At 46.1% G+C, this 23,700-nt stretch carries 15 protein-coding genes; 10 read left to right on the forward strand and 5 right to left on the reverse strand.

Annotated elements, in window-relative coordinates:
* The first annotated feature begins 147 nt into the window (after positions 1-147).
* The 6 genes from pds (at position 148) to DSM107010_RS24565 (ending at position 8,708) form a co-directional block, all read left to right on the forward strand.
* Positions 148-1,590 carry a 15-cis-phytoene desaturase gene (gene pds, locus DSM107010_RS24540; protein ID WP_106170434.1) on the forward strand — a complete coding sequence of 481 codons (1,443 nt, stop codon included), beginning with the start codon at positions 148-150 and terminating at the stop codon, positions 1,588-1,590.
* Positions 1,574-2,509, forward strand: a complete 936-nt coding sequence (crtB, locus tag DSM107010_RS24545) for a 15-cis-phytoene synthase CrtB (protein ID WP_015152590.1) — start codon at positions 1,574-1,576, stop codon at positions 2,507-2,509. The genes pds and crtB overlap by 17 nt, the downstream gene beginning before the upstream one ends.
* A gap of 205 nt (positions 2,510-2,714) precedes the next feature.
* The gene (gene malQ, locus DSM107010_RS24550; protein ID WP_127024138.1) at positions 2,715-4,235 is read left to right on the forward strand and encodes a 4-alpha-glucanotransferase; all 1,521 of its coding nucleotides are present in this window, start codon (positions 2,715-2,717) and stop codon (positions 4,233-4,235) included.
* 188 nt (positions 4,236-4,423) lie between these two features.
* On the forward strand, positions 4,424-5,302 hold the full coding sequence (locus DSM107010_RS24555) for an alpha/beta fold hydrolase (protein WP_106171461.1): 879 nt from the start codon (positions 4,424-4,426) through the stop codon (positions 5,300-5,302).
* 104 nt (positions 5,303-5,406) lie between these two features.
* Positions 5,407-8,406, forward strand: coding sequence for a DNA polymerase I (gene polA, locus DSM107010_RS24560; RefSeq protein ID WP_127024141.1), 3,000 nt, complete (start codon positions 5,407-5,409; stop codon positions 8,404-8,406).
* 92 nt (positions 8,407-8,498) lie between these two features.
* Complete coding sequence (locus tag DSM107010_RS24565) at positions 8,499-8,708, forward strand: hypothetical protein (RefSeq protein WP_015152586.1); 210 nt, start codon at positions 8,499-8,501, stop codon at positions 8,706-8,708.
* A gap of 82 nt (positions 8,709-8,790) precedes the next feature.
* Here DSM107010_RS24565 and DSM107010_RS24570 read toward each other — a convergent pair whose 3' ends face one another.
* Positions 8,791-10,920, reverse strand: a complete 2,130-nt coding sequence (locus tag DSM107010_RS24570) for a CHASE2 domain-containing serine/threonine-protein kinase (protein WP_106166407.1) — start codon at positions 10,918-10,920, stop codon at positions 8,791-8,793.
* 241 nt (positions 10,921-11,161) lie between these two features.
* The gene (locus DSM107010_RS24575; RefSeq protein WP_015152584.1) at positions 11,162-12,064 is read right to left on the reverse strand and encodes a DUF928 domain-containing protein; all 903 of its coding nucleotides are present in this window, start codon (positions 12,062-12,064) and stop codon (positions 11,162-11,164) included.
* A 252-nt stretch (positions 12,065-12,316) separates the two neighbouring features.
* Here DSM107010_RS24575 and DSM107010_RS24580 point away from each other — a divergent pair, with 252 nt between their 5' ends.
* Positions 12,317-16,243, forward strand: a complete 3,927-nt coding sequence (locus tag DSM107010_RS24580; protein ID WP_127024144.1) for a two-partner secretion domain-containing protein — start codon at positions 12,317-12,319, stop codon at positions 16,241-16,243.
* A 1-nt stretch (position 16,244) separates the two neighbouring features.
* On the opposite strand, the gene DSM107010_RS24585 is transcribed toward DSM107010_RS24580, so the two are convergent.
* Positions 16,245-16,580, reverse strand: coding sequence for a type II toxin-antitoxin system PemK/MazF family toxin (locus tag DSM107010_RS24585; protein WP_106166408.1), 336 nt, complete (start codon positions 16,578-16,580; stop codon positions 16,245-16,247).
* Positions 16,567-16,791, reverse strand: coding sequence for a CopG family transcriptional regulator (locus DSM107010_RS24590; protein ID WP_181246293.1), 225 nt, complete (start codon positions 16,789-16,791; stop codon positions 16,567-16,569). The genes DSM107010_RS24585 and DSM107010_RS24590 overlap by 14 nt, the downstream gene beginning before the upstream one ends.
* Before the next feature lie 343 nt (positions 16,792-17,134).
* Between DSM107010_RS24590 and DSM107010_RS24595 the strand changes: the two genes are divergently transcribed.
* The gene (locus DSM107010_RS24595; protein WP_127024147.1) at positions 17,135-18,157 is read left to right on the forward strand and encodes a filamentous hemagglutinin N-terminal domain-containing protein; all 1,023 of its coding nucleotides are present in this window, start codon (positions 17,135-17,137) and stop codon (positions 18,155-18,157) included.
* Positions 18,117-20,678, forward strand: a complete 2,562-nt coding sequence (locus tag DSM107010_RS24600; RefSeq protein WP_127024149.1) for a beta strand repeat-containing protein — start codon at positions 18,117-18,119, stop codon at positions 20,676-20,678. Before DSM107010_RS24595 ends, DSM107010_RS24600 begins: the two co-directional genes overlap by 41 nt.
* Before the next feature lie 55 nt (positions 20,679-20,733).
* Here the strand turns inward: DSM107010_RS24600 and DSM107010_RS38715 are convergent, their stop codons facing one another.
* A complete protein-coding gene (locus DSM107010_RS38715) occupies positions 20,734-20,886 on the reverse strand; it encodes a hypothetical protein (RefSeq protein ID WP_158631856.1) in 153 nt (50 codons plus the stop codon).
* Positions 20,887-20,935: 49 nt separating this feature from the next.
* On the opposite strand from DSM107010_RS38715, the gene DSM107010_RS24605 reads away from it, so the two are divergent.
* Positions 20,936-23,677, forward strand: coding sequence for a CHAT domain-containing protein (locus DSM107010_RS24605; RefSeq protein WP_106166404.1), 2,742 nt, complete (start codon positions 20,936-20,938; stop codon positions 23,675-23,677).
* Positions 23,678-23,700: the final 23 nt, after the last annotated feature.

Below are 23,700 nucleotides of genomic sequence, written 5' to 3' on the forward strand. Positions count from 1 at the left end.
CCCTCTCCCTTGTCTCCCTTGTCTTCTTTATCCCCACACCCTAATTTATCGCGCACCACGTACCACTAAAAAATAACTACCAAATGTAACGGAATGCAAAGTATAATGAGACCGAGTAAATGCTGAATTTAAGGGCAATAACAGTTGATGCGAGTAGCGATCGCTGGGGCAGGACTCGCAGGGCTTTCCTGCGCTAAATATCTGACTGATGTGGGTTATACCCCCATCGTCCTAGAAAGCAGAGATGTACTAGGTGGATTAGTCGCAGCATGGCAAGACGCAGATGGCGACTGGTATGAAACGGGGCTGCACGTCTTTTTTGGGGCATATCCCAACATGTTGCAGCTGTTGAAAGAATTGGGGATTGAAGATCGCTTGCAGTGGAAAAAACACACGATGATCTTCAATCAGCCGGAAAAGCCAGGGACATACAGTCGCTTTGATTTTCCTAACTTGCCAGCACCCTTCAATGGAATCGCCGCAATTTTGCGGAATAACGACATGCTAACCTGGGGGGAAAAAATTCAACTGGCTAAGGGACTAGTCCCAGCGATGCTGCGGGGACAAAAGTATGTCGAGCAAACCGACAAGTATACCTTCTCTGAGTGGTTGAAGCTGCAAGGCGTGAGCGAAGACGTGCAACAAGACATCTTTATTGCTGCTTCTAAGTCACTCAATTTCATCAATCCTGACGAAATCTCAGCTACGGTGCTTCTAACAGCGCTCAGCCGCTTTTTGCAGCAAAAAGATGGCTCGAAAATGGCATTTTTAGACGGTTCTCCGCCAGAGCGCCTGTGTCAACCGATGGTAGATTACATTACTAAACGCGGTGGCGAAGTGCGGTTGAATGCGCCTCTTAAGGAAATCTTACTGAACCCCGATGGTACAGTAAAAGGATTTGCTATCAGAGGCTTGAACGGGGCAGCCGACTACGTAGAAACAGCAGATTTATACGTCAGTGCCACATCCGTAGACGTGCTGAAAAAATTGCTTCCAACTCCTTGGAAACAATTAGAGTATTTCCAACAGTTAAACGGGTTAGAAGGCGTACCCGTGATTAACATCCAGTTGTGGTTCGATCGCAAATTGACAGATATAGATCAGCTATTATTTTCGCGATCGCCACTGTTAAGCGTATATGCCGACATGAGCAATACTTGTCGCGAATATGCCGATCCCGATCGTTCGATGCTGGAATTAGTCTTGGCTCCGGCTCAAGATTGGATTCATAAATCCGATGAAGAGATTTTACAGGTAACTCTAACAGAGCTAGAAAAACTGTTTCCGCAACACTTTGGCAGCGACAACCCTGCTGGGTTGCGAAAATATCATGTCGTAAAAACACCTCGCTCCGTGTATACAGCAACACCAGGACGACAACAATATCGTCCCAGTCAGGCATCGCCAATTAGCAATTTTTACTTATCTGGTAGTTACACCATGCAACCTTATCTAGGTAGTATGGAAGGTGCTGTACTTTCTGGTAAGCTGACAGCGCAGGCAATTGCTAGAGCTGCTAGCGAAGTGAATTCCCAAACCAGTACGCCCACGCTCAATACTCAGCCTGCAACAAATGCTGCAACTGCCTGATTCCCCCTCGTGCATGAAAAAGCTCGCCTCTGTGGAGGATTCCTACGAACTGTGTCGCCAAATCACGGCAAAGTATGCCAAGACATTCTATCCTGGCACGCTACTGATGAAAGAGGCAAAGCGCCGACGAGCTATGTGGGCAATTTATGCCTGGTGTCGCCGCACTGATGAATTAGTTGATGGTCCGGCTGCTGCCATTACCACCTTAGAAACTTTAGATCGGTGGGAGCAGCATCTAGAATCGGTGTTTGCGGGTCATCCCTTGGAAGACTACGATGTGGCGTTGGTCGATGCTTTGCAGAACTTCCCACTAGAGATTCAGCCGTTTCGAGATATGATTGCCGGACAGCGCATGGATCTGTGCTGGAGCCGCTATAAAACTTTTGAAGAGTTGCATCTGTACTGTTATCGCGTTGCTGGAACGGTGGGTTTGATGTCTACAGCAGTCATGGGTGTAGATACCACAAGAGACACGGCAGCTTGGAATCAGGACAAAGAACCGTATATTCCTACAGATGAAGCGATCGCCTTGGGGATTGCTAGTCAACTGACTAATATTCTGCGAGATGTCGGGGAAGATGCAAGACGAGGCAGAATTTACATCCCCTTAGAGGATTTAGCCAAATTTAACTACACCGAGCAAGATTTATTTAACGGAGTGGTTGACGATCGCTGGCGAGAACTCGTGCGCTTTCAAATCCGTAGGACACGTGAGGTTTATGCTAAGGCAGAAAAGGGAATCAGCTATCTAGCTCCTAGCGCCCGTTTGCCTGTATGGTCAGCCTTGATACTTTACAGTCAGATTTTGGATCGAATCGAACGCAACCAATACGACGTGTTTCGGCAAAGGGCGTATGTTCCTAATTTGCAAAAGCTCTGTTCCCTACCAACAGCCTTGCTACGGGCGCAAGTGCTTTAACTAGGGAGTAGGAAGTAGGGAAAGAAAAGACAAGGAAGACAAGGGGGACAAGGAAGACAAGGGGGACGAGGGAGCAATTCTTCTAGTCACTAGCCACCAACCACTAGTCACTGATAACTGTAAATCTTAACCAGAGATAGGGATAAAACCTCCCTACGGCGTGGTAGATTTTTGGCTGTTGCCTGCTGTTACCATTCGATAATCTATGCCGACTTTTCCCAGAGCCGCTGGAATTTTGCTGCATCCGACTTCCCTACCTGGTCGCTTTGGTATTGGCGACCTCGGTTTAGCTGCTTACCGTTTGATTGATTTTTTAAGCAATAGTTACCAGCAACTCTGGCAGGTTCTACCCTTGGGACCTACAGGCTACGGTAATTCTCCTTATATGTGCTATTCGGCAATGGCAGGAAATCCGTTGTTAATTAGCCCAGAACAATTACAAGAAAATGGGTTGCTCAGTCAAGAAGATTTTGCCAATTTACCTGAGTTCGAGAGCGATCGCGTAGAATACGATCGCGCGATTGAAATTAAAATTCCTTTATTGCGTAAAGCCTGCGAGAATTTTCGCAATAACGCCTCAGAGTTACAGCAGCAAGAATTTGCTGGCTTTTGTAGAGCCAAAGGCTATTGGCTAGATGACTACGCCCTATTTATGGCGCTCAAAGATGCCTTAGAGGATAAGAGTTGGTACGACTGGGAACCAGAAATCGCCCGCCGTCAACCGGAAGCAATGGAAAAATGGCGACAGCAGTTAGATGGCGAAATTTTTTATCAAAAATTCATCCAGTTTGAATTCTTCCAGCAGTGGTCAAAACTGAAGCGCTATGCCAACATGCACGGCATTCAAATTATTGGCGATATCCCCATCTACGTAGCGCATGACAGTGCTGATGTCTGGGCAAACCCCGAAATCTTCTGTCTGGATGAGGAAACGGGTGCGGCGGCTTTGATGGCGGGAGTTCCACCCGATTACTTTAGCGCCACGGGACAATTGTGGGGCAACCCCGTCTATAACTGGGAGGCATTGCAGCAACAACACTTCAAATGGTGGGTGCAGCGATTTGAGGCGATGTTAGATTATGTCGATATCATTCGCATCGACCACTTTAGAGGTTTTGAGTCGTACTGGGCGGTTAAAGAAGGCGAAACTACCGCAATTAACGGGACTTGGATTGAAGCGCCAGGGGTAGAGTTATTTGAAGCGATCGCCCAGCAGTTGGGTAAGTTACCCGTATTAGCTGAAGATTTAGGAATTATTACTCCAGAGGTGGAAGCATTACGCGATCGGTTTGAATTTCCAGGCATGAAGATTTTACAATTTGCCTATGGTTCCGATGCTGCAAATCCTTACTTACCTTTCAATTACCCCCGCAACTGCGTAGTCTACACCGGAACCCACGATAACGATACGAGCGTAGGTTGGTTTAACACCGCTTCTGACTACGAAAAACAGAGACTTTTACTCTATATGGGTTGTATTAGTCCTGACGGTATCCATTGGGACTTAATTCGGCTAGCCTTTAGTACTACGGCAAATCAAGCCATCATTCCCTTACAGGATATTTTAGGCTTGGGAAGCGAAGCGAGAATGAACGTTCCCAGTCAAGCCGAGGGGAACTGGGCTTGGCGCTATCAACCCGATGTACTGACGCACGAATTAAGCGATCGCCTGAAGTTATATACCGAACTGTACGGACGCGCCCCGCAGGTAACTCATGGGGGATGAGGGGACAAGGGAGGCAAGGAAGACAAGGGAGACAAGGGGGACAAGGGGGAACTCGGGGACCCCACGACCGAAGGGAGTGGGGATTAGGGGGCGAAGGGGGACAAGGAAGCAGGTGAGCAGGTGGGCAATTACTGATTACCAATCACCACTCTTCACTGATAACTGACAACTGATAACTGATAATTGAAATGTTTCCCTCTTTTCTCCCATCTCAAGTGCAGTTGTTGCAACAGCCTGAATCGATTGCTTTAGCGCAAAAGATCGAACGTCACGCGATCGCAACTCCCATACATTCTGGGGCGATCGCGACGAGTTTTGTCCGTCAAGGTGAGGGGAATATACCGATCCTATTGCTACATGGTTTTGATAGTTCGGTATTGGAGTTTCGCCGTCTCATTCCACTTTTAGCAGCACAACATGAAACTTGGGCAGTCGATCTGTTAGGCTTTGGTTTTAGCGATCGCCCACGGGGAATCCACTACAATCCAGAAACAATTAAAACTCATCTTTATTACTTTTGGAAAACTTTAATTGACAAACCAGTTATTTTAGTAGGTGCTTCGATGGGTGGGGCGACGGCGATCGACTTTACCCTCACTTATCCCCAAGCTGTAAAACATTTGGTATTAATTAATAGTGTCGGTTTTAGTGGCGATTTTCCCTTGGGTCAGTTTTTGTTTTTTCCGCTCGATTATTTAGCTGTAGAATTTTGGCGACAGCGAAAAACACAAGCATTGAATTTGGGTACTAGTTTGGGAAATTTAACTCCATTTGAAATAGACGCGATCCGTTGTGCTTTATTACATACAGAAATGCCTAGATGGTCGGAAGCGATGGTAAGTTTTACGAAAAGCGGCGGTTATGGAGAAATAGTCAACAAAATTGCCAAAGTCGATAAGCCAACTACAATTTTGTGGGGAGATAGAGACGAGACGTTAGGTGTGGCTGATGCGATGAAATTTAAACAGGCGATCGCGCATTCTCAATTAATTTGGTTAAAAAATTGCGGTCACGTTCCTCAAATAGAACAACCGGAAATTATTGCTAATTATATTGGATGTGTTTGAACCACAATATTATCGTCAGGGCGGGTTTTTAAAAAATCTCTACATTTAGGATAAATCATCTCGATAAACCCGCCCCTACAATCTAACATCGCTAGAATAGGCTTATGACTCAAGCTGCATCCGATCCTACTCCTGCTAACAGTACCGCACCACAGCGCCCCACGTTTATTTTAGTAGACGGGCATTCTTTAGCTTTCCGTTCTTATTTCGCCTTTGCCAAGGGACGAGATGGCGGACTGCGGACGAAAACGGGGATTCCAACGAGTGTTTGTTTTGGTTTCTTGAAGTCATTGCTGGAGGTGATGGCTACTCAAAAGCCAGAAGCAATGGCGATCGCCTTCGATCTGGGTTTACCAACATTTCGCCACGAAGCCGACGACACCTACAAAGCAGATCGTCCCGGGACACCAGAGGATTTCGTCCCCGATTTGAAGAATTTGCATGAATTACTTGCTGGACTTGCTGTTGAGGTCTTGACCGCACCCGGGTTTGAAGCGGATGATATTTTGGGGACTCTAGCGTTACGAGCGAGTGAAGCCGGATATCAGGTAAAGATTTTGACAGGCGATCGCGATTTATTTCAACTTGTCGATCCCGAAAAAGCAATTAGCGTCTTATATCTCAGTACGGCTTTTATTCAGCGCAACAACACTGGTACGGCTGAATTTAGTGTAGAACAAGTACGAGAGAAAATGGGTGTTTCACCATCACAAGTTGTTGATTTTAAAGCTTTGTGTGGCGACCCATCTGATAATATTCCAGGTGTGAGGGGAATCGGGGAAAAAACTGCGATACAACTCCTCAGTACTTATGACAATTTAGATAATGTATATGCTTCGATTGACCAAATTAAAGGTGCTACTAAAAAGAAGTTAGAAGAAGGTAAAGAAGCAGCTTATCACTCTCGCCACTTGGCACAAATTGTTTTAAATGTTCCGCTAGAAGTTGAATTAGAAAACTGCAAACTTAGAGGATTCGATCGCACCATCCTCGAACCAATTTTAGAAAAGTTAGAATTTAGAACTTTCTTAGGAAAAGTCAACCAGTTACAGCAGCAATTTGGCGGCGAGTTTGAAGACAAGGGAGACAAAGAGGACAAGGGAGACAAGGAGGACAAGGGAGACAAGGAGGACGATTACCAATTACCAATTACCAATTACCAATCGGATGACGATTTATGGTTTTTCAGTGCAGAAGATACGGAGGTGGCGCAGCAACAATCGCAGTCGCCAATTCAACCCCAAATTATCGATACTGCGGCTAAATTGACGGAATTAGTTAAGAGGTTGCAAAAATATACTGATGCAACTCATCCTGTGGCTTGGGATACGGAAACGACAGATTTAGAACCACGGGATGCAGAATTAGTTGGAATTGGCTGCTGTTGGGGAAATGCCTTAGATGACATGGCGTATATTCCAGTCGGTCATCAAGATGGTAATAATTTAGATAAGGCAACAGTTTTAGAACAACTACGTCCGATTTTAGAGAGCGATCGCTATCCAAAAGCGTTACAAAATGCTAAGTTCGATCGCTTAGTTCTACGCTGTCAAGGAATTAAACTAGCTGGAGTTGTTTTCGATCCGTTATTAGCAAGTTATGTCTTGAATCCAGATTCAGATGTGACTCGCAATTTAGGCGTACTTGCCGATCGCTATTTAAAATTAGATACTGTTAGTTATTCAGAATTAGTTCCTAAAGGGAAGACTATTGCTGATATTGATATTTCTAGTGTCGCCGATTACTGCGGCATGGATGTTTATGTCACGTATCAATTAGTGGCGAAATTACGAGCAGAACTCGATAAAATTCCGATTATGCACAAGCTGTTACTGGAGGTAGAACAACCTCTAGAACCAGTTTTAGCAGAAATGGAATATACGGGAATTAGAATTGATAGCAATTATCTGCATGAATTTTCTAAACAACTCGAAGCAGATTTAGCCCGATTAGAAGAAAAAGTCTATGCTGTAGCTGGTGAAAAGTTTAATTTAGGTTCGCCTAAAAAACTCAGCGAACTCTTATTCGACAAGTTGAAATTAGACCGAAGAAAGTCACGTAAAATTCAAACTGGTTATTCGACAGATGCGGCGACACTAGAAAAATTACAAGGCGATCATCCAGTTGTAGACGCAATTTTAGAATATCGCACTTTGGCAAAGTTAAAATCTACTTATGTCGATGCTTTACCAGCTTTGGTGCGTCCAGATACTCACCGAGTGCATACAGATTTCAATCAAACTGCAACATCTACAGGGCGATTGTCTTCTTCTAATCCCAACTTACAAAATATCCCGATTCGGACGGCGTTTAGTCGGCAAATTCGTAAAGCTTTTCTACCTGAATCAGGTTGGTTAATGGTAGCAGCCGATTATTCTCAAATTGAATTGAGAATTTTAGCGCATTTGACACAGGAACCTGTTTTAGTTTCGGCTTACCAGAATAACGAAGATATCCACACAGTCACGGCAAAACTTTTGTTTGAACAAGAGACTGTCACTTCAGAACAGCGCCGTTTGGGTAAGATTATTAATTTCGGTGTGATTTACGGCATGGGGGCGCAAAGATTTGCGCGAGAAACGGGTATGAAAGCCGCAGATGGTAAAATCTTTATTGAGAAATTTAACCAAACATATCCGAAAGTATTTGCCTACTTACAAGGGATTCAAAAAGATGCGATCGCCAAAGGGTATGTAGAAACCATTTTAGGACGCAGGCGCTATTTTAATTTTACCAGCGATCGCTTACGAAAACTCTTAAATGCAAAACCCGAAGATATCGATCTTGATAGTATCAAAGGACTATCAGCTTACGATGCCGGATTGCTACGGGCGGCGGCTAATGCCCCAATTCAAGGATCGAGTGCAGACATTATCAAAATTGCTATGGTAAGACTGCATGAATTATTACACAACTATCAGGCACGTTTACTATTACAAGTCCACGACGAATTAGTATTTGAAATTCCTCCTCATGAATGGGAAGAATTACAACCGCAAATTAAAACGACAATGGAAACAGCCTTAGAACGTACAGACGTTGATTTTAGCGTTCCCTTATTCGTTGATGTCCGCGCCGGACAAAATTGGATGGAAACGAAATAAATCGCACTGTGTATATTTAGCTATAATTATTGACAAATAACGTTGGTTCATCCTAGACTCAAACATACTTAATTGAATAAACCGGAGGAGTTATGAATCTTTCGGAAAAGAATGAATTTTTAAATCGATTAGACAAGTTCGACTATTTGAGCGAACTAGAAGAGACAGAACTAAATGCGATCGTCGGTGGTGCGGTGGGTGCTACGTCAGAGGTAACATATGTATCGCCTGCTTATGCAGATGAATTGGTGCAGCTAGCAGCAGCGTTGGACGTAGATGTTGAAACGCTACTATTGCAGTAAAACTGTTGTCGATACATCGCGTCTGATGGAACACATGCCGCGCGATGCCAATATTTTGACTTTTAACTTTTAGCGTTTGACTTTAATATATATAAACGCTTTCCAATGCTCTTAGGACTGCGGTTGCTGATTGAAATCGATTGCTGGGATAATAACGCACCATTTTATTTAAAATAGCTGCTAGCGTATCGTTGATTGCAGGGACGTGGTGTCGCCAAATTACCTCATGGGTTGTGGGATCTTCGTCTAATTCTGTTGGGGGAATTCCGGTTACAGCTTGAATGCCAATTGTACCGAGGGCGTAAATGTCACTGCTAAATACAGGTTTACCAAAAAACTGTTCTGGCGCAGCATATCCCATTGTACCGATCGCCACGGTGTATTTTTCCTGCGCCATCGTGATTTGAGTTTGCAATTGTTTGACGGAACCGAAATCAACTAAAACTAAGCTATTATCCGATTGTCTTCTAATAATATTGCTGGGTTTAATATCTCGATGAATGACGCTGCGCTGATGAATAAAGTCGAGGACGAGTAGAACATCTTTTAAAAGTGCTACAACTTCAGTTTCAGATAAGCGTTTACCTGGAACCAATTCTTCACTCAAGGGGTGTCCTTGGATGAATTCTTCTACTAAATAGAATTGTCGATCTTGCTCGAAGTAAGCTAGCAATTGAGGAATGCGATCGAAGCTTCCCAATATTTCTAAAGCTTCTGCTTCAGACTGAAACAAGCGCCGCGCCAGTTGCATATATCTCTCATCGCTGGATGGAATCAGCTGCTTGACAACGCAATAAGGTTTACCCGGACGTTGAGTATCTTCGGCGAGAAAAGTATGACCGAACCCACCCGCACCGATATTGCGCACGATTTGGTATCGTTCCTTTAATATGGTTCGAGTTGATTGAGTGCCTGCGGCTGTGGTGGGTGATGAAAAGGATTGTTCCGCAGAATTGTTTGTTTTTGCTCCACTTGGACGCGCTTTAAAGTAGGCTTGATAAGCCACGATCGCCCCACTTGTTCCCACTAAACCAAGTGCTGGAGGGACGAGGGGAATCCAGCCTTTTTGGAGAAATAAGACAAAACAAATACTACCCAATCCTAGTAAAGCACTTGCCCCAATGACTCCCAGCAGCCAGGAGGGACGCACGTACCAGGCGATCGCCCCACCTAATAGAGACCACGCCCAAATCCAGAGAATTTCTGTGGTTTCCGACCAATACCAAAATAGCGATCGCCCATCTAAAGTCGTACTCAGCAGTTGGCTTAAAATCTGCGCGTGGACGAGTACGCCTGCCATTTTTCCTTTTGTTTCCGGCTGCTGGCTGAGGTCGTAAGGTGTATAAAAATAATCTTTGATCTCCGTCGCCGTTACGCCGACGAGAACGATTTTATCTTCCACCCAGCTAGGGTTGATTGAATCAGAGAGAACGTCACTGAGCGATACCTGGCGAGCGACGGCAGTGGGGGAGCGATAATTGATTAAGACTTGATATCCTCTCGCATCAACATTTTGATAACCACTACTATTACTGGCGATCGCGGGAAAAGTTGCCGTGCCGATCTTTAAATTCTTGTCTGGAGTTAGTTGCGCTCGCACACCTTGTTGGCTGAGGTATTTTAGCGCTAGTTGCAAGCTAAAGGAGGTCGTAGCAGGACACTTAGAGGTTTTTTCTGGGGTCATGAACAGCAAACCCCGGCGGACTACCCCATCTCGATCTAAAACTAAATCGCTAAATCCCAAACGAGTTTTAGGAACTACTGTCGGTGGTGCGACTCCCAAACCTTTATCGTCTCCTACTTTACACACCGCGACAATGTTATCGTTTACCTGCAAGCGCGCGGTGAGTTCTGCGTTACCTGGTTCTACGGGTAAATCGCGATAAATATCTAAGCCGATGATGCGAGGGCGATACTGTTTGAGTTTTTGTAAAAGCTGGTCTATGGTGCGATCGGATGCGGGCCAGCGATCCAGTGCTTGAATATCGTCTTGCGTGACTGCAACCACCAGCAAGCGCGGATCGGAACCTTCGTCAGGGTGCAGTTGAACGAAGCGATCGAAATAGTTTAGCTCCAGTCCTTCTAGCCGTCCTAAGTGACGCACGCCAATAACCAAGCCACAGACGGCTGCGCTAGCAACTAATATGGGCGGTATCGCCTCTGTAATTTTACGTAGACGACTTGATTGAGAAGCTTTGAATAATAAGCGCATATTTATATTGATTTATCATATCTGGCGTTATGACTGTCGTTGGTCATTAGAGAGTGGCTAGTGGTTGGTGGCTAGTAGCTAGATTCTTGTTCCGGTCTAGCCACCAGTCACTAGTCACTAGTCACTGACAACTGACCATTAGCAAGAATTCCCTAAGCACGTCCATAATTATCGTAATCATGGGGCGCTGTAGGGACAAGGGGCATACTTGCTTTGTTCGAGCGAGTGAGTTGAACGAATCTTAGTTCAGCAATACAATTGGAGCCTGAGCAACTGCACCCAATCCTACAGATTTGAGTAAATCCGACCATTCTCGGGATACGGTTGAATTATTGGGTGTTGATTGACGGCTTGCCACCATTGCCGCTACAGTATCGTACCAAATGCCATTTGCAGCATATAAAGAGACGCGATCGCTCGGTTTAGCTTTTTGAATTTCGCTTTGCAGAATCGGATCGGCTTCAACTCGTTGAATCCAGCCGTCTACAACTACGTCTGCCGAACGGTCTTTTGGATCGCAGATCATGGAGAAATACCATTGGTAGTTTTTCCCCGTCTCTAGAGATGGCGCACCTGGCATTTTAGCCATGTTGACGCTGACAATCCCTGAAGTTTTCGGCGAAGCAACAATAGATTTGTGCAGGATCTTTTGTTTATCGTTGAGTAAAACTAATTCTAGCTGTTCGGCTTTATTTGCAGGTACGTAGAACGATAAGGTCGGTTGAGCGGCGATCGTCGTTCCCGTATTAGTATTTGGAACTAAAGCTGTGAGTGCTTGTTTGCCACTAAAACAGCCCCGCGTTGCACCACCGACACGGTTTCCTGGCGCGCCCCACTCCGGGGGTACGAAGGAAATTGTCGCTTCGCCGCGCTGCGAAAGATAGCTACTGATGTTGTTAATTGCTTTAGTAGCGTAGGGGTTTCCTTGCCGGAGGTTGAGAGCCTTGCGAAAATTGACTAGAGCTGTTTCATAGTCTCTTTGAGCAGTGGCAAGATAGCCTTGTCGCATGAAGTTATCGTAGTCGGACTGGGCGTTTTGGACTGCTTTAGCGGGTGCAGCCTGCGTCGTTGCAGGGACTACAGGGGCAAAACAACCAATTGCCAAGATCGGGATTACGTACTTCAGCCACGGTTTAATCTTCATTGCAGTTCTCCGTAGACAGATATTTTTTATACCGATTAGCTTTTCTGGATAGAAATTCAACTAAGCCAGAGGGTAGCAAACGACGCGATCGCACTTCAATTAGGAGGAAGTTGATTTAAGTATTCTTATAATACGGCTTTCCCCCAATTGAAAGTTCGGTTCGTTCATTTATTGTAAATACTACAAAATCATGTGGAATTTTTCCTGAAGATGGTGTATGTCTTCGGGAAATGTGATGAATAGCACATTTTTGTGCTGGTTGTGTGGGGAAATGGCGCGATCGCAATTTCTCCAGATTTCAGGGCTTTATTTTGTTATGGCGACTATTTTATAGTTATTGGTGGTTTGGCATCTGTCATCGGTATTAACCTAAATATTTATATAGCAGAGATGTATTTACAAATATCTTCAGTTTCTGGGCGCTGGTGCGTGCGGCTAGGTTTGGCTTGTGCAATTGTAGGGAGTGCGATCGCGTTTGGGAGTACTGCGCTGGCTCAAGTTCCGCCAGATTCTCAAATCGTACCCGATAGTAGTTTGGGTGCAGATAATTCTATAGTCAACTCCAATCCAAATGGCTTAGACACGATCTCTGGTGGAGCCACGCGGGGAAGTAATTTATTTCACAGTTTCGATCGATTTTCCATCCCTGACGGACGAGCAGCTTTATTTAATAATGGAGCAGATATTCAAAATATTCTCACCAGAGTCACGGGTGGCTCAGTTTCTAATATTGATGGAATATTAGCAGCAAGGGGTGCGGCTAATTTATTTCTGCTCAATCCTAATGGGATTATTTTCGGTGAAAATGCCAGCCTTAGAGTCGGTGGTTCATTTATCGCCACGACAGCTAGCAGTATCAATTTTGCCGATGGGACGCAATTTAGTGCTACACCAGGTACAACAGGTGCGCCGTTACTCACCGTCAGCGTTCCTTTGGGTTTGCAGTTTGGTGCTGGTGCAGGGGAGATTGTCAACCGTGCTAGTACTTTTGGTTTACAGGTAGGTGCTGGGAAAACTTTAGGATTGATTGGCGGTAATGTGAGCTTGGAAGGTGGATATTTAACTGCTGCGGGTGGACGGATAGAATTAGGTGCAGTCGCCGCGCCAGGAGTGGTAGGAATTAACCCCGATCCCAGTGGTGTTCGCTTCAGTTTTCCTACAGATCTGGCTCTAGGAAATATATCGCTGATCGATGACTCTTTAGTTGATGTAGCAGCTGGGGGTGGCGGTAGTATTGCTGTCAATGCTGCTGACATAGTTTTGGATAGTAGCTCCCTTAATGCTGGGATACTGAGCGGTTTCGGCTCGGAGGGCGCTCAAGCAGGAGACATTGAGCTGAATGCTACTAATTCGATTACTTTAGCTAATGCTGCTCAGTTAAGGAACTCCACTAATGGGCAAGGAAATTCAGGCAAAATTAAGATTGTAGCTGGTGGCACTGTCACTTTTGATGGACGAGATAGCAGCGATCAATTTCCTAGTGGTGCTTTCAGTCGGGTAAATTCTGGAGCTAACGGCAATAGCGGTGGTATTGATATTACTGCTAGTTCCCTCATTGTTAGCGATCGCGCACAAATAGATAGCGACGCTTATGGTACTGGAAGTTCAGGCAACATCACTATAGAAGTGCAAAATGTTTCATTGTTCAACTCGACTATTTCTTCTGATGTCATCGGAAGCGGTGTAGGCAATGGCGGCGACATCAATATAAAAACAGGGACTTTGTTACTTGATGAAGGTTCTATCGGTGCTAGGACTTATGGTGATGGAGATGCAGGTAGCATTGATATTAATGCACGACAATTGAGACTGAGTGGTGGAGCACAAATCTCGGCTTCTACTTTTAGTAGTGGTAAGGCGGGAAACTTGCTCGTCACTGGTGCAGATTTAATCGAAGTCATTGGCACTGATGTTGAGGGAGATTCTAGCGGCTTATTTGCTCAAGTGAACTCAGGAGCTAGTGGAGCTGGAGGCAATTTAACGATTGAAACCAAACAATTGAAACTGAGCGAGGGGGCGCAAATCTCAGTTTCTACTTTTAGTAGTGGTAAAGCTGGAAGCTTGCTCGTCACTGGTGCAGATTTAATTGAAGCCATTGGCACTAGTGCCCAAGGAAATCCTAGCGGCTTATTTGCTGAAGTTAATCCAGAAGCTAGCGGAGATGGAGGCAATTTAACGATTGAAACCAAACAATTGAAAGTCAGCGAGGGGGCACGAATCTCGGCTTCTACTTCTGGTAGCGGTCAGGCGGGCAACTTATTCGTAACTGGAGCAGATTTAGTCGAAGTCATTGGCACTGATGCTGAGGGAAGTCCTAGCGGCTTATTTGCTCAAGTTAACTCAGAAGCTAGTGGAGATGGAGGAAATTTGACGGTTGAAGCGAAACAATTGAAACTGAGCGCGGGGGCACAAATCTCGGCTTCTACTTCTGGTAGTGGTAAGGCGGGAAACTTGTTTGTAACTGAGGCAGATTTAATTGAAGCCATTGGCACTGATGCTGAGGGAAGTCCTAGCGGCTTATTTGCTCAAGTTAACTCAGGAGCTATTGGAGATGGAGGAAACTTAACGGTTGAAGCGAAACAATTGAAACTGAGCGAGGGGGCGCAAATCTCAGTTTCTACTTTTAGTAGTGGTAAAGCTGGAAGCTTGCGCATAACTGGGGCAGATTTAGTCGAACTCATTGGCACTGACGCTGAAGGAGATCCTAGCGGCTTATTTGCTGAAGTTAACCCAAGAGCTAGTGGAGCTGGAGGAGATTTAACGATTGAAACCAAACAATTGAAACTGAGCGGAGGGGCACAAGTCTCGGTTTCTACTTTTGGTAGTGGTAAGGCGGGTAACTTACTCGTAGCTGGAGCAGATTTAGTCGAACTCATTGGCACTGCTGAGGGATTTTCCGGTGGCTTATTTGCTCGAGCAAGAGCTAGTGGAGATGGAGGCAATTTAACGGTTGAAACCAAACAATTGAAACTGAGCCAGGGGGCAAGAATCTCAGCTTCTACTTTTGGTAGTGGTAAGGCGGGTAACTTGCGCGTAACTGGGGCAGATTTAGTCGAACTCATTGGCACTGATGCTCAAGGAGATCCCAGTGGCTTATTTACTCAAGTTGACTCAGATGCTAGTGGAGATGGGGGAAATTTAACGATTGAAACCAAACAATTGAAACTGAGCGGAGGGGCACAAATCTCGGTTTCTACTTTTGGTAGTGGTAAGGCGGGAAACCTGCTCGTCACTGGTGCAGATTTAGTCGAACTCATTGGAGCTGACGCAGAAGGAGATGCTAGCGGCTTATTTGCTCAAGTTGACTCAAAAGCTAGTGGAGATGGAGGAAATTTAACTATTGCAACAAAACAGTTAAATATTCGAGATGGAGCCAGAGTTTCAGTTAGTAGTTTTGGCTCAGGGACGGCTGGCAACTTGGATGTTTCAGCTCGCAATTTGCTGTTAGATAACGGCTCTTTAGAAGCAACAACCACGACAGGCGATCGCGGTAATATTAATGTACAATCGCGTTCTGTAGGAATGCGTCGAGGCAGTAGAATTACCACCAATGCTAGTGGTGATGCAAGTGGTGGCAACATCGATATTGATACAAGATTTTTGATAGCTGCCCCCAATGAAGATAATGATATTATTGCCAATGCGGTTAGAGGCACGGCAGGCAATATCGACATTACGACACAAGGTATCTTTGGTATCCAAGCCCGTCGCCAACCAACGCCAGAAACTAATGACATCACTGCGAATTCAGAACTCGGTATTGATGGTACAGTACAACTCAATTCCCCAGAAGTCGACCCCAGCCGCGATATTGTGGAACTACCAACAGGACTAGTCGATGCTTCCTCTTTAGTCGCAGCAGGATGCCCATCTGGAGCCGAAAATCGCTTCACCGTCGCCGGACGTGGCGGATTACCCCCCGCACCAGGAGATAAACTCAGTTCTGATGCCCTCCTCACCGATTGGGCGACTCTGCAAACACCGGAAACTCAAAACAGTGCCGCAGTAGAAACAACTCTCCCAGTAGCAACTAATACTACACCTAAACCCCCCGTAGAAACCATAACTGAAGCCACATCCTGGCAATACGATCGCAACGGCGCGATAATTCTCACTAGTGGCGATACCACATCACCAAGTCATTTAAAGACAACACCGACTTCCTGCCCTAGTTCTTAACTCAAAGCTGAAGATGTAGTTTGATGGCGTTATCAACTAATGCCATCATTTCTTTGCTTAAGCAACCAATGCATTCACCATCAAGACGCTGTTTTGAGATGGTACGAATTTGTTGTGCTTGAACTTTAGACGATTTTGTCAAACCGCTATCTTCTGGTTCTAGCTTCACTTCAAACGGGTAAATGCGACTTATATTTGATGTAATTGGCAGTACTGTAACCATATCAGCAGCCCGATTATTCGCATTATTACTAACAATTAGTACGGGGCGGCGCTTGCTGATTTCAGAACCAATTATAGGGTTAAGATTAGCGTAATAAATCTCACCACGTTTCATTAGCAAGTCCATCAGCAACAGTCACTTCCCAATCAGGATCGATTTCCTGGTTTGCTTCGCGATAAGCTGCTTCTAACTCCTGCTGCTGTAACAACTGCAAAGCTGTTTCAATTACCTGAGAGCGAGATTTATGCTGATGTGTATTCTTGTAAGTCTCAATAAATCTCATCAAAGATGAGGAGAGAGAGATGGAAATTTTTTCTGTAGCCACTTAGTAGTACCACATAGAATACTTTTCCATCCTACTAAAGATACTACTTTTGTTCCCCCCCTTGGAAAGGCGGGCTAGGGGGGATCTGCGGCTTTCAATTGGATGAAATACACAGACTGTAGGGGCGCACATCTGTGCGCCCCTACCAGCGTTATATATGCGATCGCGAATTACTGTAGATAAAAATAATGCGATCGCAACGTTTGCGCTTCTCTACACCCCTGCAAGCATTCTTAACCGCAGACAAGTGACTTTTCTGGCAATATCACTTTAGGCAGTGTAGCCTTGGATACTGAGTTACTTGTCAAAAAAAGTACAAGCAGAATGAGCGAGGAGGGGAGAAATGACGCGAATTTTTTGGCGTGAGGTAGTGCGACTAGGACTAGTTAGCGTGGTAGTAGGAAGTACGGCGTTGGGGAGTACTACGCTGGCTCAGGTTCCGCCAGATAGCCAACTTAGACCTGATAATACTCTAGATGTAGATAATTCCATAGTCAACTCCAGCCCAGATGGTATAGATACAATCTCTGGTGGAGCCACGCGGGGAAGTAATTTATTTCATAGCTTCGAGCAATTTTCTATCCCCAATGGACGAGCAGCTTTATTTGATAACGGAGCAAATATTCAAAATATCCTCACCAGAGTTACAGGTGGCTCCAGATCTGAGATTGATGGAATTTTAGCCGCAAGAGGTACGGCTAATTTATTCCTACTCAATCCTAACGGTATACTTTTCGGTCAAAATGCCAGCTTAAATATCGGTGGTTCCTTCATTGCCACAACAGCTAACAGTATCAACTTTGCCGATGGCACGCAGTTTAGCGCCACACCAGGTACGGGTACGCCACTGCTCACCGTCAGCGTCCCTTTGGGTTTGCAATTTGGTGTAAATCCAGGCAATATGATCAACCGTGCTAACGGTGTCGGTTTACAGGTAGATGCTGGCAGAACTCTTGCCTTAATTGGTGGCAATGTCAGCTTGGAAGGTGGGGACTTAACTGCTGCGGGTGGACGAGTAGAATTAGGTGCAGTTGCTGCCCCAGGCGTGGTAGGACTGAACGCAGATAATAACAATATTCGCTTCATTTTCCCTACAGATTTAACCCTATCAGACATATCGCTAACGAATGGCGCATTTATTGATGTCAGGGCTGGGGGTGGTGGCAGTATTGCTGTCAATAGCCGTAACCTCAGCTTGACAAGGGGCAGTCAGCTCAGAGCTGGTATTGCTAGAGGACAGGGGACAGATGGCGCTCAAGCAGGGGACATAGACGTTAACGCCCAAGATACGATTTCAATTGCCGAGTTAACGGGGGGGTTATTTAGTGGAATCTTCAATATTGTGCTACCAGAAAGCACGGGGTAATGGTGGCAATATTAATATCAAAGCGCGATCGCTGACGTTAACTGACGATGGTGTATTGAGTGCGAGTACGTTTGGGAATGGAAATGCAGGGAATATATTCGTGCAAGTCGATGATTCTATCTCGCTCTCCAATAGCAGTAGGTTCTTTAGTAGAGTCGATCCTCAAGCAACGGGCAAGGGTGGCAATATTGACATCAAAGCGCGATCGCTGTCTTTGATCGATGACTCGGAACTGACAACCACCACTTTCGGACGAGGCAGTGCTGGTAATATTCAAGTGAATGTCGCTGATGCGCTATCCATCAATGGTAGTTCATCTCTGGAAGCGACTTCTGCCAGCCAAGGCAATTCAGGCAATATTACGATTACTGCTGGCGGACTCGTCTCCATTGACGGAGGAGTAAGTGGTAATCTGAGTAGCATCAGCAGCCTTCTGTTGCCAACAGCAGAGTTTGAAGGCGTTCGCCAAGGTGGAGAGATTAACATTACAGCCCGATCGCTAGCCGTCACAAACGGAGCGCAAATTGCGACTACAGCCGCAGGACAGGGTAATGCAGGCAACATTCGAGTAGATGCTACAGATGATGTGAGCGTACTTGGCAATGCGGCAATACAAGCAATTTCTGGTAGCGCTGGTAACGCTGGTAATGTCACAGTGAATGCTGGCGATCGCATTATTTTAGACGGTAGTAGTGGAATTTTTAGTGCCGTAACGCAGTTCGGTCAATTTCGCGGCGACGGTGAAGGAGGTGATATTAAGATCGCAGCGCGATCGCTATCTTTAACTAATGGCGCGCAAATCGGTGCTTCATCTCAGGGACGAGGAAATGCTGGCAATATTCAGATTGACGTAGCTGATTCGCTTGATGCTAGTGGCAAATCATTTATCCAAGCTTTTTCTAACGGTGAAGGCAATGCAGGTAATATCACCATCAATGCAGGCGATCGTGTTGCTTTTAGCGGTACGGGGACTAGAAGCGATCTTAGTGGAATTATCAGCTCTATCGAGGAAAACACGCCCAGAAGCGATCGCCGAGCGGGTGATATTAATATCAAAGCGCGATCGCTATTTTTATCAGACGGAACGTTGCTAGAAACCTCAGCTCGCAATTCAGGCAACGCTGGCAATATTCAACTGAGTTTAAGCGATTCGGTCTCGATTAGCAGCGGCGCACTTCTCAGAGCTATTTCTAGCAGTCCAGGCAACTCAGGCAATATTAGCATCACTGCTGGCGGTCTTGTCAGTGTAGATGGAGTGGGAACTGACGGTGAAGCCAGTCTTGTTATCAACGGTTTGGCTCCAACCACTGCGTTTGAGGGCAGTCGCCAAGGCGGAGACATTAAGATTACGGCGCGATCGTTGTCAATAACTAATCAAGCACAAATCGGCACTTCAACTTTTGGGCAAGGCAATGCAGGCAATATTCAAGTCGATATTGCAGATGATATTTCAATTGGTGCGGGTTCCTCTTTACAAGCGCTTTCAGTTGCCAAGGGAAATGCAGGCAATATAACAGTGACTGCTGGCGATCGCATCTCTTTGGATGGCACGGGTGGCATATTCACTGCTGTGGCACAGCTCGAACAGTTTCGCGGCGAAGGTGAAGGTGGTGACATCAAGATCGCAGCGCGATCGCTCTCTTTAACTAATGGCGCTCAATTGAATACCAGCAACGCGGTGCGGGGTAGTGCAGGTAATATCGATGTAGATGTGCGATCGCTCAACCTCGATCGAGGCAACATTTTTGCTATCACCACTTCAGGTGACGGGGGAAATATTCGACTGCGGGCTAGTAAAGAATTACGACTACGCAACAACAGTCAAATCTCAACTACAGCAGGTACGAATCAACAACCTGGTGATGGTGGTAACATTAGCATCGATACTCCCCTCGTCATTGCTAATTCTGATGGCAATAACGATATTACTGCAAATGCATTCAGTGGCAGTGGTGGTAGGGTCGATATTACAGCCGATACTATCGTTGGATTCACGCCACTCTCGCGTCAAGAACTCCAGGCTTTGTTGGGAACTGACGATCCGACACAGTTAGATCCTAGCCGCCTGCCCAGTAACGACATTACAGCCATTTCTCAAACTAATCCCTCTCTTAGCGGCACTGTTACTTTCAATGCTGCCGATATCGATCCCAGTCGCGATATTGTAGAACTACCTACGGGATTGGTCGATGCTTCCACATTAGTCGCAGCCGGGTGTCCTTCGGGAGTAGAGAATCGATTTGCTGTCACCGGACGCGGCGGTTTACCTCCTTCCCCTGGAGATAAACTCAGTCCTGATGCTCTCCTCACCAATTGGGCAACTTTGCAAACGCCGGAAACTGAAAACCGTGCCGCAGTAGAGCCAACTATCCCCAAGGCAGATCGGACAACAACTCCTGTAGAGCCGATTCAGGAAGCCACATCTTGGCAATTCGATCGCGATGGCAAGGTGATTCTAACGACTGTACCCTTAGCTACTACACGCAGATATAATCCACCTACCTCCTGCCAAGGTTCGTAAACTTTACGAGCTAAAATTTACGATTTAAAATTTCCGGCTAAAAATTCACGACTAGTTAATGCTGGTTTTGAGCCGTAAGTGGTACGATTCCCTCTAGTCCTCTAGTTGTACCTAGAAATCGTCCGTGAGGATCGGTAGGAAAAGGATGCAAAACATATCTATAGGGGCGCGCAATTTGTAGGGACGCATAACTTGTGTAGGGGCGCACAACTGTGCGCCTCTACAGATCGTCGTTATCTCGTTTAAAAATCAATGGTATGAAAAACTCAAATAGAAAAAAATCTGTTGCTTCCCATTTTCGATTTCAACTAAAGCCAATATATTTCAATAGAAAACGGATTATTTATAGCTTGCTTGCCTCGATCGCATTGCTGTGTACGACACAAGTACCCGCGATCGCCAAAATTCCCGCCCCCTCTACGACGATTCCCAGTCAGTCAATACCAATTGCACAGAAGGGCGATCGCCTGCAACAAGGTAAAACATTTTACGATGCGGGTCAGTATGCAGAGGCAGTCAACATACTGCAACAAGCACTGCAAGATTATCGAACTAAAAACGATACTCTCAAGCAAGCCCTAGCTTTGAGCAATCTCTCGCTAACATATCAACAACTCGGCGCTTGGACAGAAGCAAAACAGGCGATCGATGAGAGTCTCAAGTTGCTCGGATACGCAGCAGAGAAAACCCCCGACTCCCGACTCCCCTGTACGGGCGCACAGCAGTGCGCCCCTACCGACTCCCGCACCCAAGAAGTTCTCGCCCAAGCCTTAGACATCCAAGCCAGACTGCAATTATTGACAGGGGAAGCAGAAACGGCGATCGAGACTTGGGGGCGATCGGCAGCGCTTTATACTCAAGTTGGTAATAAAGCAGGAGAGATCCGCAGCCAAATTAATTCCGTCCAAGCATTACGGGCGATGGGACTGTACAGCCGTGCCTTAACAAAATCGACTGAAATCAACAAATCTCTGGGCAATACTCCCGCTTCTCTGACTAAAGCAGTTAGTTTGCGCAGCCTGGGAGAGGTTTTACAACAAGTTGGTGATTTGGAACAGTCTCGCAAAACCCTACAAGAAAGTTTGCAGATTGCTCGAAGCCTACCTTCTGCGCCAGAAACCGCAGCGACACTGTTGAGTTTAGGTAACACGGTCAGCGCTCAAGGAGATACCGACGCTGCTTTAGATTACTATCAACAAGCAGAAAAGTCTGCTCCTACTGCCAGTACCAAGCTTCAAGCCCAACTGAACCAACTACAACTATTGAGTCAAACTCAACGAGATTCAGCCGCCCGAGAATTGATTCCCCAAATCGAGACTCAACTAGCCCAACTACCTCCCAGCCGAGCTACAGTTTACGCCCATATTAACTTTGCCGATAGTTTGATGAAACTAGGGAGCAGGGGGAAGAGAGCTGAGGGAGCCCAGGGAGTTGAGGGAGCAACTACCAACTACCAACTACCAACAACCCAAGAAATTGCCCAAGTTCTAGCAACTGCGGTGCAACAGGCAAGGAGTTTGAAAGATCCGCGAGCTGAAGCTTATGCTTTGGGTAGCTTGGGTGGATTGTACGAACAGGTCGGACAGTTGGCAGAGGCAAAGAAACTGACTCAGCAAGCACTGTTGATTACTCAGTCAATTGATGCTCCAGATATTGCTTATAGCTGGCAATGGCAGTTGGGAAGGCTGCTGAAAGCAGAGAAAGATAATCAAGGTGCGATCGCGGCTTATGCTGATGCGGTGAAAACTCTCCAATCTCTGCGTAACGATCTAGTTAGCATCAATCCCACCGTACAGTTTTCTTTTCGCGAGAGCGTAGAACCGGTGTATCGGCAGTTTGTCGGGTTGCTGTTGCAAGATGATGGCACTCAACCGAGTCAAGAGAATCTCAACCAAGCTCGTACCGTCTTTGAATCTCTCAAAGCTGCCGAACTCGTCGATTTCTTTCGAGCAGCTTGTTTAGATACCCAGCCAACTCAAATCGATCGCGTCGATCCTCAAGCGGCTGTGATCTATCCGGTGATTTTAGAAGACCGTTTGGAAGTTATTGTCAGCTTGCCCAAGCAACCTTTGCGTCATTATGCTACGGCTTTACCGCGCACTCAAGTCGAAAGCGCGATCGACCAGTTACGGCAAAATTTGGTTATCCGCTACTCTCAAGACTTTTTGACTCTCTCCCAACAAGTTTATGACTGGTTAATCCGACCCGCCGCTGCCGATATTGAAAAAAGTGGTGTAAAAACTTTGGTATTCGTGCTAGATATTTCCTTGCAGAAACTACCAATGGCGGCTCTGCACGATGGCAAACAGTTTCTCGTCCAAAAATATAGCGTTGCTCTCACGCCCAGTCTAGAATTACTCCAGCCCCAGCCTTTAAGCCGAGAGCGTTTGAGAGCCTTGACTGCTGGATTGACCGAACCACGAGGAGATTATCCAGCGCTGACGAATGTAGCCTTAGAGCTGAATCAAATTCGCTCGGAAGTGCCAGGAAGAGAGTTACTCAATCAAAATTTCACTAGCACATCGCTGAGAAACCAAATTAAATCTCTGCCTTTTTCCATCGTCCATATTGCCAGTCACGCTCAGTTTGGTTCGCAAGCCGATCAGACATATATTCTCGCTTGGGATGGACCGATCAATGTTAAGCAGTTAGACGAACTGCTGCGGGTACGCGAACCTAGCTCGGACTTAGAACGACCAAATGCGATCGAACTTCTGGTATTGAGCGGCTGTCGTACTGTTGCTGGAGATAGACGCGCTGCTCTCGGTATGGCTGGAGTCGCGGTCAGAGCCGGGGCGCGTAGTACCTTGGCAACTCTCTGGTATGTCAGCGATGCTGCTACCGTACCGCTCATGAGTCAGTTCTACCAGGAGCTATCTACGGCTGAGATGACAAAAGCCGAGGCACTCCGCCGCGCTCAACTTGCTCTACTACAAAACCCACGCTATCGCCATCCAGTTTACTGGGCACCCTACGTTTTGGTAGGGAATTGGCTGTAGTCTAGTGACTAGTGACTGGTGGC

It is taken from the genome of Chroococcidiopsis cubana SAG 39.79, from assembly GCF_003991895.1.
Classification (GTDB): Bacteria; Cyanobacteriota; Cyanobacteriia; order Cyanobacteriales; family Chroococcidiopsidaceae; genus Chroococcidiopsis; species Chroococcidiopsis thermalis.

Bases quoted from the DNA above. Each gene is read 5' to 3' on its own strand.
- pds (WP_106170434.1), top strand. From the start codon at position 148: ATGCGAGTAGCGATCGCTGGGGCAGGACTCGCAGGGCTTTCCTGCGCT.
- crtB (WP_015152590.1), top strand. From the start codon at position 1,574: ATGCTGCAACTGCCTGATTCCCCCTCGTGCATGAAAAAGCTCGCCTCT.
- malQ (WP_127024138.1), top strand. From the start codon at position 2,715: ATGCCGACTTTTCCCAGAGCCGCTGGAATTTTGCTGCATCCGACTTCC.
- DSM107010_RS24555 (WP_106171461.1), top strand. From the start codon at position 4,424: ATGTTTCCCTCTTTTCTCCCATCTCAAGTGCAGTTGTTGCAACAGCCT.
- polA (WP_127024141.1), top strand. From the start codon at position 5,407: ATGACTCAAGCTGCATCCGATCCTACTCCTGCTAACAGTACCGCACCA.
- DSM107010_RS24565 (WP_015152586.1), top strand. From the start codon at position 8,499: ATGAATCTTTCGGAAAAGAATGAATTTTTAAATCGATTAGACAAGTTC.
- DSM107010_RS24570 (WP_106166407.1), bottom strand. From the start codon at position 10,920: ATGCGCTTATTATTCAAAGCTTCTCAATCAAGTCGTCTACGTAAAATT.
- DSM107010_RS24575 (WP_015152584.1), bottom strand. From the start codon at position 12,064: ATGAAGATTAAACCGTGGCTGAAGTACGTAATCCCGATCTTGGCAATT.
- DSM107010_RS24585 (WP_106166408.1), bottom strand. From the start codon at position 16,580: ATGAAACGTGGTGAGATTTATTACGCTAATCTTAACCCTATAATTGGT.
- DSM107010_RS24595 (WP_127024147.1), top strand. From the start codon at position 17,135: ATGACGCGAATTTTTTGGCGTGAGGTAGTGCGACTAGGACTAGTTAGC.
- DSM107010_RS24605 (WP_106166404.1), top strand. From the start codon at position 20,936: ATGAAAAACTCAAATAGAAAAAAATCTGTTGCTTCCCATTTTCGATTT.